The organism is Nocardia sp. BMG51109 (genome assembly GCF_000526215.1).
GTDB lineage: Bacteria > Actinomycetota > Actinomycetes > Mycobacteriales > Mycobacteriaceae > Nocardia.
Window position 1 is genome coordinate 339,670 of sequence record NZ_JAFQ01000004.1, and the last position, 12,884, is coordinate 352,553.

The 12,884-nt window shown below is 67.6% G+C and carries 14 protein-coding genes; 8 read left to right on the forward strand and 6 right to left on the reverse strand.

The annotated features are described in order from the left end of the window. Nucleotides 1–70 precede the first annotated feature (70 nt). Nucleotides 71–910, forward strand: a complete 840-nt coding sequence (locus D892_RS0102935; protein ID WP_024799818.1) for a helix-turn-helix domain-containing protein — start codon at nt 71–73, stop codon at nt 908–910. Nucleotides 911–982: 72 nt separating this feature from the next. Continuing rightward, nucleotides 983–1,978 (forward strand): alpha/beta hydrolase, encoded by a 996-nt coding sequence (locus D892_RS0102940; protein WP_024799819.1) that lies wholly within the window; start codon nt 983–985, stop codon nt 1,976–1,978. 71 nt (nt 1,979–2,049) lie between these two features. Here D892_RS0102940 and hydA read toward each other — a convergent pair whose 3' ends face one another. Genes hydA through D892_RS0102960 form a run of 4 tightly spaced genes read right to left on the reverse strand, consistent with a single transcriptional unit; the run spans nt 2,050 to nt 5,957 of the window. Further along, nucleotides 2,050–3,465, reverse strand: coding sequence for a dihydropyrimidinase (hydA, locus tag D892_RS0102945; protein ID WP_024799820.1), 1,416 nt, complete (start codon nt 3,463–3,465; stop codon nt 2,050–2,052). Further along, nucleotides 3,462–3,848: a gamma-glutamylcyclotransferase gene (locus D892_RS0102950; RefSeq protein ID WP_024799821.1), complete on the reverse strand. Its 387-nt coding sequence runs from the start codon at nt 3,846–3,848 to the stop codon at nt 3,462–3,464. The genes hydA and D892_RS0102950 overlap by 4 nt, the downstream gene beginning before the upstream one ends. Beyond that, complete coding sequence (locus D892_RS0102955) at nt 3,845–5,020, reverse strand: FAD-binding oxidoreductase (RefSeq protein WP_024799822.1); 1,176 nt, start codon at nt 5,018–5,020, stop codon at nt 3,845–3,847. Before D892_RS0102955 ends, D892_RS0102950 begins: the two co-directional genes overlap by 4 nt. Further along, a complete protein-coding gene (locus D892_RS0102960) occupies nt 5,013–5,957 on the reverse strand; it encodes a dihydrodipicolinate synthase family protein (protein ID WP_024799823.1) in 945 nt (314 codons plus the stop codon). The genes D892_RS0102955 and D892_RS0102960 overlap by 8 nt, the downstream gene beginning before the upstream one ends. A gap of 202 nt (nt 5,958–6,159) precedes the next feature. Between D892_RS0102960 and D892_RS0102965 the strand changes: the two genes are divergently transcribed. The 4 genes from D892_RS0102965 (at nt 6,160) to D892_RS0102980 (ending at nt 9,763) form a co-directional block, all read left to right on the forward strand. After that, nucleotides 6,160–7,215 (forward strand): LacI family DNA-binding transcriptional regulator, encoded by a 1,056-nt coding sequence (locus tag D892_RS0102965; protein ID WP_024799824.1) that lies wholly within the window; start codon nt 6,160–6,162, stop codon nt 7,213–7,215. Between the two features lie 153 nt (nt 7,216–7,368). Continuing rightward, on the forward strand, nt 7,369–8,226 hold the full coding sequence (locus D892_RS0102970; RefSeq protein WP_024799825.1) for an ABC transporter substrate-binding protein: 858 nt from the start codon (nt 7,369–7,371) through the stop codon (nt 8,224–8,226). Between the two features lie 50 nt (nt 8,227–8,276). Beyond that, nucleotides 8,277–8,984, forward strand: a complete 708-nt coding sequence (locus D892_RS0102975; protein WP_255360289.1) for an amino acid ABC transporter permease — start codon at nt 8,277–8,279, stop codon at nt 8,982–8,984. Next, nucleotides 8,981–9,763: an amino acid ABC transporter ATP-binding protein gene (locus D892_RS0102980; RefSeq protein WP_024799827.1), complete on the forward strand. Its 783-nt coding sequence runs from the start codon at nt 8,981–8,983 to the stop codon at nt 9,761–9,763. The genes D892_RS0102975 and D892_RS0102980 overlap by 4 nt, the downstream gene beginning before the upstream one ends. 111 nt (nt 9,764–9,874) lie before the next feature. Here the strand turns inward: D892_RS0102980 and D892_RS0102985 are convergent, their stop codons facing one another. Next, the gene (locus tag D892_RS0102985; RefSeq protein WP_024799828.1) at nt 9,875–10,330 is read right to left on the reverse strand and encodes a MerR family transcriptional regulator; all 456 of its coding nucleotides are present in this window, start codon (nt 10,328–10,330) and stop codon (nt 9,875–9,877) included. Nucleotides 10,331–10,438: 108 nt separating this feature from the next. Between D892_RS0102985 and D892_RS0102990 the strand changes: the two genes are divergently transcribed. Further along, the gene (locus D892_RS0102990) at nt 10,439–11,761 is read left to right on the forward strand and encodes an NAD(P)/FAD-dependent oxidoreductase (protein WP_232235963.1); all 1,323 of its coding nucleotides are present in this window, start codon (nt 10,439–10,441) and stop codon (nt 11,759–11,761) included. Between the two features lie 30 nt (nt 11,762–11,791). On the opposite strand, the gene D892_RS0102995 is transcribed toward D892_RS0102990, so the two are convergent. Next, the gene (locus tag D892_RS0102995) at nt 11,792–12,214 is read right to left on the reverse strand and encodes a hypothetical protein (RefSeq protein WP_024799830.1); all 423 of its coding nucleotides are present in this window, start codon (nt 12,212–12,214) and stop codon (nt 11,792–11,794) included. Between the two features lie 12 nt (nt 12,215–12,226). On the opposite strand from D892_RS0102995, the gene D892_RS0103000 reads away from it, so the two are divergent. After that, entirely contained in the window at nt 12,227–12,868 is a 642-nt protein-coding gene (locus tag D892_RS0103000) for a dihydrofolate reductase family protein (protein WP_024799831.1), read from the forward strand. Nucleotides 12,869–12,884 lie beyond the last annotated feature (16 nt).

A 12,884-nucleotide genomic window follows, 5' to 3' on the forward strand; every position in this document is an offset into this window, starting at 1 on the left:
GAAACGCCGAAATCCCCGCTCGGTAGCACATCGGTGTAATCAGGGCTCAACTCGCTCGTACCATGGCGGCATGCCTGTCGTACCGGTCCGCATCGCCGGGACCACGGTGGACATCGCGGTGCCGTCCGGGCCGGGCGTTACCGGGATCAGTATGGCGGGGTTCCGTGGCCGGGCGGATGGCCTCATCGATCTTCGGATGGTCCCGTACCCGGCACTCACGGTGTTCATCGATTTCGGCGACGCACTGCTCACCGACGACGCCGGCGGCGAACGAAGGCGCGGCAGCGTCGTCGTCGGCATGGCGCCGGACAGCGTTTTCCGAGGATGCGGGCGGGATATCGACCTTCTCCAGTTACGGCTGTCACCCCCGGTCGCGCACGCCGCGTTGGGCGCCTGTTCGGAGTTGGGCGGGACGGTGGTCGCCCTCGAGGATCTCTGGGGCCGCGACGCCGGGCGAATCCGGGAGCGACTGCACGCGGCCGGGTCGTGGGACGAGCGGTTCACGATCGCACAGGCGGCGATAGCTCGGCGAGGGGCGTCAGGCCGAGCGGTGGATCCGGAGGTCGCCTTCGCCTGGCGCCGAATGGCGATGAGCCGCGGACGGATTCGGGTCGAGCACCTGGCGGCCGAGGTGGGCTGGAGCCGTAAGCGGCTGTGGTCCCGGTTCGGGTCCCAGATCGGTCTCACGCCCAAACGCGCTGCGACGCTGATCCGATTCGACCACGCGGCGCACCGCCTCGCCGCGGGGCACAGCGCCGCCCTGGTGGCGACGGATTGTGGCTTTGTCGATCAGTCCCACCTGAACCGGGACGTCATGGCCTTCGCCGGGATGACGCCTACGGCCGTGGCCTGTGCGCCGTGGCTCGACGTCGACGATGTCGCGTGGCCGGCCACGAACCCCGGATTGTGACTCGACGCTCGCGGCACCGGGCGGAACATTTCTCCAAGACACCCGTTCGCACGTCGGCGCATGCTGACGGCCATGTTGACGAAGGGCAAGGCTCCACTGGGCACCCGCCTCCTGAAGGACACCCGGGACTGGGAGGCATGCACCGACGACGAGCTGATCGCCGCACGGGACAAGGCGAATCGCATGGCATCGTCGCGCGCCGCACGGATCATCACCGGCCGGCCGGACCGTGGCGCCCGCATCGAGAACACCACGATCGACCTTCCGGGCCGCCGCCCGATGGTGCGCGTGCACCGCCCGAAGGACGCGAATCGGCCACTGCCCCTGATCGTCTCGTTTCACGGTGGCGGTTTCGTCGCGGGCACCGCCGCCCAGAACGACTGGCTCAACAGCCATCTCGCGGCCCGCTGCCCGGCCGTGGTAGTAGCGGTCGAATACCGCCTCGCCCCGGAACATCCGCTGCCCCAACCGATCGAGGACGGCTACGACACGCTCGTCCGGCTGGTCGACGACGCCGTGGGGTGGGGCATCGACCCCGCCGCTGTCGCGGTCATGGGCGAGAGCGCCGGCGGCATGATCGCCGCGCTCCTGGCGCTGCGTGCCCGCACCGACGGCCCCGCCCTGCACGCCCAAGTCCTGAACTACCCGAGCACCGACTGGACCGACACCCTCACCGACTACCCGTCGATGACGGAGAACGCCGACAACCCCACACTTTCGCTGTCCCGGTTGCAGGTGTCCCGCAGGGTGAGCCTGCCGCCGGATCTCGACTCGCGCACCGTGTCCCCGGTGAAGTTCGACGATCTCTCCGATCTGCCACCGGCCCTGGTGATCACCGCCGCGCTGGATCCCTTGGCCGACCACGGACGCCGGTACGCCGAGCGCCTCCGCCAGGACGGCACCGAAGCCCACCTGACCTGCTACCCGAACGCCACCCACACCTTCCTCAGCACCCCCGGCGTGGTTCCGGCCGCCCGGCCGGCCCGCCGCGAGGTCCTCACCTTCCTGCGCGGTCATCTCCACCCGGTTCCCCGGAAGCAACCGGGCCATGCGAGACACCACGGGTGACATCACCCCGAACCGTACTGCCGCCAAGGCGATTACGGCGTCACCGGAGGTCTGGGGCAACTGTGCCGATCTCAACCCGCCGGAATGCAGCCGGTCGCCATTTCCCGGAAGTCGAGCGGGCTCGCCTCGAGATGCCGGCCTCGGGGGGTGTCATCGACGAGTTCGCCACGGTCGACGACCACATGCCCGCCGACGAGCACGGTGGTGGGCCGGCCCGTCAATGCCATGCCCTCGTAGGGCGTGTAATCCGTTGCCTGGTGCAGTTGGCCGACGCCGGCCGTCCACCGGGCCTGTGGGTCCCAGATGGCGACATCCGCGTCGGCGCCGGGCATGAGCGACCCTTTGCGCGGGTACAGGCCGTTCGTCCGGGCCGGATTGGTGGCGCTCAGCTGCACGAACCGGCTGGCGGACAGGCCGCGGTCGTGCACGTACCGCGAGAAGATCACGGGCAGCCGGGTTTCCACGCCCGGAAGGCCGTTCGGCATATGTCGCACATCGTGGCGATGTACCTGCTTCTGGTCCAGGTCGTAGCAGCAGTGATCGGATCCGAGGGTGGTGATGTGCCCCGTGAACAGATGCTCGCCGAGCGCCTCGACCGCCTCGGCGGACCGCAGCGGCGGGCAGCACACGAACCTCTCGGGCCCCTCGCCGGTGTAGGCACCGTCGCCGAGCACGAGATGATGCGCCACCGATTCCGTGAATGCGACCAGGCCGCGCTTGCGCGCGTCGGCCACCAGTTCCACCGCCTCCGCGGTCGACTGATGCACGAAATAGACCGGCGCATTCTGGGATTCGGCGATCGCCAGAATCTCCGCGACCGCGGCGGTCTCCGCGATCTCGGGCCGTGTGCATGCCATGTGCGCGGCGTCGACGCCGGCCGCCTCCGCCGCCCGGGTCTGCGCGTCGACGATGATGGCGTCGGACTCGCAGTGGATGATCACCATGCCGCCGAGATCGCGGGTGGCCTGCATCGTGCGCAGGATGGTGTGCGCGTTGGCCATGCTCTCGCCCGCATAGGTGGTGAACATCTTGATCGTTCGAATACCACTGTCCGCCATGGTCTTCAGCTGATCTGCCGTGGTGTCGTCCCATTCGACGACGCACCCGTGCAGCGCGGAGTCGCACAGCCCCTCGCCGGCCTTGGCTCGCTGCGCGACGGCCGCGTCGAGCGGGCGTCGGCCGGGACGGGGAATCGCGAAGTCGACGATCGTGGTGGTGCCGCCGAAGACGGCCGCCGTCGTGCACTCCGCGTAGGAGTCCAGCGAGGTGAACTCACCGGAGGTGAATCCCACATGGCAGTGCGGGTCGACCCCGCCGGGCAGCACGAGCCGGTCGGTGGCATCGACGGTCCGAATGGCCGGATCCGGCACGGCGGCACCGGGTTTCAGGAGAGCCGCTATCTTCCCGTCTCGTATCAGCACATCCGCCGGGCCATTCCACGACGCCTCGACCACCGTGCCGCCGCGAATCACCACCGGCGCGTTCATGCGATCGCCTTTCCGTACGCGATCCAGCCACCGCGGTCGCTGATATCCGACACTCCCGGCAGGCCCAGCGACTCCTCGCGCATCTTCATCGATAGCGAGCCGGAACCGTCGTCGAGTTCGATGACGGTCAGCTCCAATTCCGAGGGCTCCCGCGGCAACAGCTTCTCCCGCAGCACCTCGTACGACACCTCGTACACCTCGCCCGGTACCGAGACACCGCCGGACGCAACGGGATACAGGCCCGGAAACTCGTCGCGGACCGTGTAGAAGCGATACCGCGGGGCGGTCTTCACCTCGCCGATCAGCCGGGCGCCCGCGAGCGCGTCGTTCAAACTGCCACCGGACAGCGCCTGCCCGTTGACGAACATGCGGACGGTAGTCATAGCGGTTCTCCTTGGAGTCGGTCGGCGCGGGAAGCGGCGGTGAGGCGGCCGGGCCCGAATTCTGTGACGTCGAGAGCGGGCTCTTCCCCGCACACCAGCGCCCCGAGGACGTCGGCCCAGACCGGCGCGAAGGTGAACGAGTACGTACCACCCGCCACGAACATTCCTGGTGCGCAGTCCAATTCACCGATGATCGGCATCTCGTCCGATGTCGTGATCACGGGGCCGGTCCACGCCGCCCCGATCGGGTGCTCGGCCAGCGCGGGCAGCAGCCGCGACACCTGCGCCAGGTTGCCGGTGATACTCGCGGCATTCACCGGAGCCGGCCGCTCGGGGTCGAACGACCCGCCCGGCCAACCACCGCCGATGACGATTCGGTCCCGCCGGTCCTGTTTGACCGAAATACCCTCCGCGACATGCTGTACCAGATACGGAAGCGTTCCGGGCGCCGCGGTGGTCGAATGCATCTGCAGCGCTGCCGGGCGCACGTTCACCTCGGCGCCGGCAAGGCGGGCGACCTCGGCCATCCACGGCCCCGCCGCGTTGACAACGCTGGGCGCACTCCAGGATTCGAATCCGGAACTTACGAGCCAGGTGTCGGCGACGCGCTCGATACCCGTCACTCGGGTGTACGGATGCAGTTCGGCACCGGCGGCGACCGCCGCCGACAGCACGGCGGGTGCCGCCAGGTGCGGTTCGGCGTACCCGTCCAGTCCGCACCAGGTGGCCGCCCGCACGGTCCGGCCCAGCAGCGGCAGCTCGCGTCGTGCGGTCTCGCCGTCGACGACCTCCGAGGCGATGCCCGCCGCGGCTTCCCACCCGTGCTTTTCCCGCAGCGCGGCAACCTGGGCGTCGGTTTCGGCGACCATGAATCCGCCGCACCGCACCAGACCGAGATCCGGACCGACATTCTCGGCCAGCTCGTCCCAGAGCCGGCTCGCCTCCTTCTGGAAAGGGACGAGCCTGCGCACATCCACGGGCACGTCCTGACCGGGCCTGCGGGTATGGATCGTCTGGATGTGCAGGTTGCCGGCCGTCGCGGCGGAACCCTGGGTATTGGGCGCGGATCGGTCGAGGATCGTCACGCGCCGACCGGCCTGCGCGAGGCGCAGCGCGGTCACCGCGCCGACCAGCCCCGCCCCGATCACGACTACATCGGTCGTTCTAGGCATCGACGGCCCCGGCCGCCTCGGCGATCCCCGACTCGGCGACGACGCGTTCCAGTGCGGCGCCGTCGCCGCCGAAGGGCAGGAGCGGAGGCCGGACGTGCCCGCCGGGCTGGCCGAGTATCGACATGACGGCCTTCAGCTGAGGTATGGGTGACGCGAAGACTCCGCTGTAGTCCGGGCGAATCAGCTTGCCCGACAACGACTGATACCGGTCCGCCCACATCGCCGCCGCGTCCCGATCACCGCCGAGCGCCGCCCGGTAGTACGGGACCGCGAACGGCGCGCCGACGCCGCCGCCGTCGATATTGCCGTCCCCGCCGAGGTTCCGGAGCACCGCCAGGCCGCGCCGGTGCAGGAAGCTGCCGAACACTCGGACCTCGGACGACAGCTGTTCGACCGTGTCGAGCATGCCGAGCCAGTTCCCGGTGCTGTCCTTGATCGCCACCACTCGGTCGAGTTCGGCCAGCCGGCGCAACAACCCGGGCGTGGCCCCCATGTCTACGGCGACGCCGCGCGGCCAGTTGTACACCATGAACGGAAGGCTCGTCGCCGAGGAAACGTCCCGGTAGTACGCCACGATCTCGTCCGGGGACGGATGCACGTACGGCGGCGGGGTGGCCAGCACGCCGTCCGCGCCGATCCGTTCGGCGTGCCGGGCGAGGGCGACGGCCTCGTCCGGCGTATACGCGGTGACGCCGACCACCACGGGGAAGCGCCCGGCCACGGCCTCGACGGCGATCCGCGCGACCTCGCGGCGCTCCTCGGGACTTTGGCTGAACCATTCTCCGGTGCTGCCGTTGATCAGGACCCCGTTCACACGGTGCCGGGCGTACAACTCCATCAGCGCCGCCAGCGCGGACTCGTCGAGCGCGCCGTCCGGTGCGAACGGTGTGGGAGCCGCCGGCCAGTAGCCGGACCACTCAACATCATGTCGATTCATGGAAGCCTTCTCGCGAGGAGCAAGTAACTGCTTTAATGTATGGGATCGATCCCATACGTTGCCGAGTGGGAGAGGATTCAGTCAAGCCGGAAACAATCTCTTAACCCGAACGCGGCACCATTTCGCACCAGGCGACCCGGCCGCGAGACGACCGACGACGCAGCGATTCGCAGCCCGCCCGATCAGCCACAACCGAGGATTCATGACCGTCACCCTGCTCGACGTCGCACGAGCCGCCGGGGTCTCGCGAAGCACGGCTTCCCGCGCACTCAGCGGCTCCACGTTGATCTCGCCCGAGACCCGCACCGCCGTGGAGAACGCCGCGCGGCGCCTCCAGTACCGCCCGAACCGTGCCGCGAGCACGCTGCGATCGCGCCGCTCGAACCTCCTCGGCCTGGTGATGAACAACCTGGTCAACGCCTCGTTCCACACCGTCGCCGAGGTGGTGCACAGGCGGGCCGCCCAAGCCGGGTTGCAGGTCATACTGTGCATCACCGACGCCGACGGCGAACGCGAGGCGGACGTGCTCGCCATGCTGGCCGAACACGGCGTCGACGCCGCCATCATCATCGGCACCGGATCCAACCCCGAGGCCACCAACGCGCTGATGGGGCAGAACTGCGCCGTCGTCAACCTGATCCGCTCCGTGCACGACTGCGAGGCACCCACCGTGCTCGCCGACGACTACAACGGCGCGCACGACGCGACCCGGCACCTGCTGCGGCTGGGGCATCGGCAGATCGGCTACGTCGGCGGCCACCCGACGGCGACCTCCGGGCGCGAACGGTTCGCCGGCTACCGCCGGGCCCTCGAGGACGCCGGGCTCGAGGTGGATCCCGCGCTGGTCCGAAAAGGCCCGTTCACCACGGAGTTCGGCGAAGAGGCGACGGAGTCCCTGCTCGACGGATCCCCCAGGATCACGGCCCTGTACGCCGCGAACCACGAGGCCGTGTTCGGGGTGCTGCCCACGCTGGTGCGCGCCGGCGTCACGCTCCCGGGCGACCTGTCGCTCGTCTGCCACGAGGACATGCCCTGGCTCGGCCTGTGGCGGCCCGCGATCACGGTGATCGACAACGGCGCGCAGCAGCTCGCCGACATGGCGATGGACCTGGTCCTGCAGCAGATGAACTCGCGGGATCGCGGCGAGTCGGCCCTCGGCAGGACCTACCGGGTCGGCGCCCGGCTCATCGAACGCGATTCCTGCGCCCGCTATGACGCAACGCATAATCAGAACTCGAATTCTCCGGATTCCGGTTAACACTATGTTTCTTCGGTTCAGGAGATGTTAAGCGGGTTGACCGCCCCGGAATCGGCCACTTAGCATCCATGCAATCGATCCCATCGAATTTCCACGCTCGGTGCATCCAGACCATTTTTCGGAGCACTGCACGAGTGACTGAAAGGGTCTCCCATGCACAAGATCGTCGGTCTCACGGCCGCCGCGGCCATACTCCTCTTCGGCGCCGCGTGCAGCTCATCGAGCGAAGAAGCCGCACCCACGAACTGCACCCCGACTCTCGGTGCGGCCGATCTCGCCTCCGAGGGCACACTCACCATCGCCACCAATGCGACCCTCCCGCCCATGCAGTACGTGGACGAGTCGGGCGACCTCGCCGGAATGCGCGTGGACCTGGGCAAGGAGATCGCAAAACGGCTATGCCTCACAACGCATTTCGTCAACACCGAGTTCGAGGCGCAGATCCCCGGCGTGCAGGGCCGCCGCTGGGACATGATCGACACCGGCATGTTCTACACCGAGCAGCGCGCCCAGACGGTCGACCTGGTGCCCTACGAGATCCAGGCGGTATCCGTCTCGGTGTCGCAGGGAAATCCCGAGCACATCTCCTCGGTCGATGATCTGGCCGGCAAGACCATCGGAGTGGAGGCGCCCGGCTACGAGTTCGACACCTTCACGGCCCTCGCGAAAACGTTCGCCGAGCAGGGCAAGGCCCCGCTGAAGGTGCAGACCTTCCGCACCAACGCCGACGCCTACCAGGCGCTGTCGGCGGGGCAGGTCGACGGCGTCTCGATCGTCGAGTCCGTGACGTCCTTCTATCAGAAGGGCGGGCGGTTCGAGACGGCGGTCAAGGGCATCAACGAGGCCCCGCTGGCGCTCGGGTTCGCGAAGAACAGCAAGGCCGCCGGAGAGGTCGCGCGCGTCCTCACCGCGATGCGCGAAGACGGCTCCCTGTCGACCTTGTTCACCAAGTACGGCGTGACGGCGTACGAGGGACCCATCGCGGTCAGCACCGGACCACTCGCGAGCTGAAACCCCTCGGAAAGGCTTCCACCATGTGGTCTTGGGACGCATTCTTCTCCATGCTCACCAGCACACAATTGCTGAAGGGGGCGTGGGTCACCGTATGGATGACAGCGGTGAGCATGGCGCTCGGATTGGTTCTCGCGGTGATCGTCGCGGCGGCGCGCTCGTCACGTTTCACCGCCCTGCGCGGCGTCACCGGGTTCTACGTCTGGCTCATGCGGGGAACACCGCTGCTGGTCCAGCTCGTGATCATCTATACGGGGCTTCCGCAGCTCGGCGTCAAGCTCAGCGTGATCGAAGCCGCGATACTCGGCTTGGTGCTGAACGAGGCCGCCTATCTGTCCGAGATCGTGCGCTCGGGACTGATGTCCGTGCCCTCGGGGCAGACGGAGGCGGCTCGTGCACTCGGGATGTCCCCGCTCAGGGTATTCCGCGTCGTCGTCCTGCCGCAGGCGCTGCGGATCATGATCCCGTCGCTCGGCAACAGCTTCAATTCGCTGCTCAAGACGACGACTCTGCTCTCGGTGATCTCGGTGCAGGAGCTGCTCCGACAAACGCAGTTCGCGGTTCAGCTCAACTTCCGGGTCCTGGAAGGGCTTGTCGCGGCAGCGATCTACTACCTGATCCTCACCACGGTGTGGGGATTCGTCCAGCAGGCGCTGGAAAGGAAGTTCGGACGCGGCTACGACCGCAATTATCGGCGCAAGGCCACACCGGGAGCCGGCGACGGCCCGGCGGCCGAACTGGAAGCGGTGAACCGATGACACACGACGTAATCGAGCGAACGGCCGTGATCGATGTACGCAACGTCTCGAAGTCGTTCGGCGACTTGCAAGTTCTGAAGAACATCGATCTCACGGTGCAGGAGGGCGAGGTGGTGCTCCTGCTCGGACCTTCGGGCAGCGGGAAGAGCACCCTGCTGAGGACGCTCAACTGCCTCGAGACGATCGATTCCGGCACGATCGCGGTATGCGGCGAGACGATGGGGTACGCATCGAGCGGCGATGAACTACGACCGGCATCGCAGACGCAGATCGCGCGGCAGCGGCACAACACCGGGATGGTGTTCCAGAGCTTCAATCTGTTCCCGATGATGACGGCGCGCGAGAACGTCGCGGCCGGACCACGGCACGTCCGCGGCACGTCGAAGGTGCAGGCCGCCAAGGAAGCTCAGGAGCTGCTCGCCCTGGTCGGGCTCGCGGACAAGGGCGACAACTACCCGTCGCAGCTGTCCGGCGGCCAGCAACAACGCGTCGCCATCGCCCGCGCCCTGGCCATGAAACCCCAGGTCATGCTGTTCGACGAACCGACCTCCGCACTCGACCCCGAGATGGTCAAGGAAGTACTCGAGGTGATGATCCGCCTCCGCGAGGAAGGCATGACCATGGTGGTGGTCAGCCACGAGATGGGCTTCGCGCAGGCGGCCGCCGACCGAGTCGTCTTCATGAGCGACGGGGAGATCGTCGAGGAGAACTCACCGACCGAATTCTTCTCCACCCCAACCCATCCCCGCCTACAACAATTCCTCAGCCGCATCCTCTGAGTACGCTCGCCCGCCGGGCTCGGGTTCGCGCCGGCCCGGTCCCATCCCCGTACTCCGCTCCCCGCCCGAGGCGGTGGGATCGCCACCACCGTCGTCGCACGAGGGTGGCCGTCAGATGGTGGCGTCGTGTGCCCGGTCGGTATGCGCTCGGGCGGCGGTCATTTCGCGTAGGTAGGGGCAGGCTCCGGCGGGATCCTCGTCCGGGCAGGTCAGTAGGTGCTCCAGGTGGGCCTTCGCCGTCGCCAGGTGTTTGCGCTGCTGCTCGATCGCGTCGATCCGCCCCAGCACCGCTGCACGCCAACTGTGGTCGTGCGCGGTGAGTATCGTCGCGATCTCGTCGAGGTTCATCAGGCCGGTGTCTCGCCACATCTGGATCAAACCGATCCGGTGCAGTTCGTCCGGGCCGTACAGCCGCCACCGGGATCGCCGCTGCGCCGGGCGGAGCAGCCCGCGCTGCTCCCAGTAGCGCAGTGCCGATTCCGCGAGGCCGAAACGCCGTGCGGCCGTACCGATCCCGACCAGGCCGTCATCCTCCGCGCCGCCACTCGCCGCCGGGGTGTTACCCATGTCACCCACCGCTCTCGTTGTCGTGGCCTTGATCTGAAGCCGACTTCACATGATGTGGTTAGGCAATCCTAACGGACATTGCGGGAGTGGCGGCGACCGTCCGCCTCCGTGACAGAAAGGGTGATTCCGGTGGAGATCGAATACTCGGAGACCGTCGTCATCGGCGCCGGCCAGCAGGGATGCGGAGCGGCCGCGGCATTGCAGGACCTCGGCCACGAGGCAATCGTCCTGGAAAAGGCCGAGATCGGTCAGGCTTGGGCGCACGAACGATGGGACAGTCTGCTCGTGGGCAGCGGGAACCGATCAGTCCGGTTTCCGGGATGGGACTACGACGGTGACGACCCGGACGGTTTCATGTCGGGCCCGGAATTGGCCTATCACCTGCGCCGCTATGTGCAGGAACGGAATCTCCGGGTGTGGCAGCAGACACCCGTCCGGGCGGTCGAATGCCCGTCGAACGCTTCCGATCACGACGATGTCCGGTTCAGAACTCATCTGTCCACCGGTGGTGTCATCGAATCCCGCAACCTGGTCGCGGCAATCGGCGGCTACGCGAATCCTCGAATTCCGGACTTGGCGGCGGATATCGACCCGGCCGTAGCACAGATGCATTCGCGGTACTATCGCAATCCCGAGTCCCTGCCGAGCGGAGCCGTCCTCGTGGTGGGCGCGGGGATCAGCGGTCAGCAGATCGCCGACGAACTCGCCGACGCCGGCCGCCGCGTCTTCCTGTCGGTCGGGCGCCACCGCACCTACCCCCGCCACTACCGCGGACGCACCATCCACGAATGGATGTCCATATTCTCCCTGTACGAAGATTTCGTCACCACGGACACCGGCAGCGGCGACGACCCGCGAAGGTTGCCCGGTCTGCCGGTGACCGCCGTGAAAGACGGTGTCCAGGAACTCAACCTGGGCACACTGGCCGGAAAGGGCGTGACCCTCGTCGGATCCGCTCGCGCCGCACAAGGCAGGGTTCTCGTGCTGGAGGACAACGTCGTCGATATCGCGAAGGAATCTTCCCGCTCGCTCCGAGAGATCATCGACAAGATCGATACGGGCCTGCGCCGGCGAGGTTTCGTGGCCCCCGAACAAAATCCGGCACCCGACATCGATATGAAACACATATCCGATTTCGGACGAAACCTGGACCTGGCACACCACAACATCGAAACGATAATCTGGTGCACCGGATTCGGCCCGGATTACCGGATTCTGCCGGACGAAGTACTCGACGCCCACGGAGCACCGATCCAGCAGAAGGGGATCCTCGGCGCACTACCCGGCCTGTACTACGCCGGCCTCCCGGACGGCAACTCCCTCGCCCCGGCGTCCATCCCCGCCAACGTCGAGAACGGCCGCTTCATCGCCCGCCAGATCCACATCGACCACATCCTGCGATCCGGTTCCCCGGATCCCGTCATGATCTGAGCACGGCCATGGGCGTAGCACTGAGCGGGACTACCCGTACATTCGATCCAGGTCGATGAGCCGGATATCGCTGCGGCCCTGAGTCGCTCGCTCCAGGTCGCTGGTGAAACCGGTCGTCGAGAACAGCAGGAGCACGGCTTCGGTCGCCTCGTGGCCGAGATCGGTCAGCAGCTGCTTGATTCGCTCCAACCGTTCGAGGTCAGCGAGGCCGCGGCGATCCAGCGTCGCCTTGGCCTCGCCGATGGCGGTCACTCGCCTACCCGCCATCGCCAGCACGTCTATTTCATGCCGGCATCGACCCGGATTGTCCTGGACAGCGCCGAATCCGATGTCCCCGAACCCCTCCGGCCGCTCGAAGACGCGCACGGTCGGCGAGTGCGGTGCCGGCTGCCGGCGCAGCGATGAATCCGCCGGTCCCGGCAGGTCTACCTTGCGACCGGAAAACCAATTCATCGGGAGTAAGCCATGGGCCTCATCCACATCGAGCTGTTCGCGACCCTCGATCTCGTCGGGCAGTCGCCCGGCGGGCCCGACGAGGACCCGGTGGGGTTCCCGTTCGGCGGTTGGCAGGCGCCCCTGCTGGACGAGGTCGCCGGGGCGCAGGTCGGCGCCGCGTACGAGGGCACGGACGCCCTCCTGCTCGGCCGGCGGACGTACGACATCTTCGCCGCCTACTGGCCGCACCAGGAGGGCGGCGAGGACAGCGACATTGCCACCCTCTTCAACGGCGTCCCGAAGTACGTGGCCTCCCGCGGCAGGCCCGACCTCTCGTGGGCCGGGTCCGCGCAGCTCGGCCCGGATCTGGCCGGCGCGGTGCGCGAGATCCGTGAGCGGCACGAGCACGTGAAGGTCGTCGGGAGCCTGAACCTGGTGCAGACCCTCCTGCGCGAGAAGCTCTTCGACCGCCTCGACCTCTGGGTGCACCCGATCGTGCTCGGCGTCGGGAAGAAGGTGTTCGACGGTGGCGCGGTGCCTACGAACGTCACCCTTCTCGAGCCGCCGGTAGCGAGTCCGACGGGCACCGTGTACCTGCGCTACGGACTCGCCGACGGCACACCCGGGACGGGGGACATGAGCGCACCCGACCGTGGCGCCGGGAGGCGATGACCGAAGCCGCCCCACC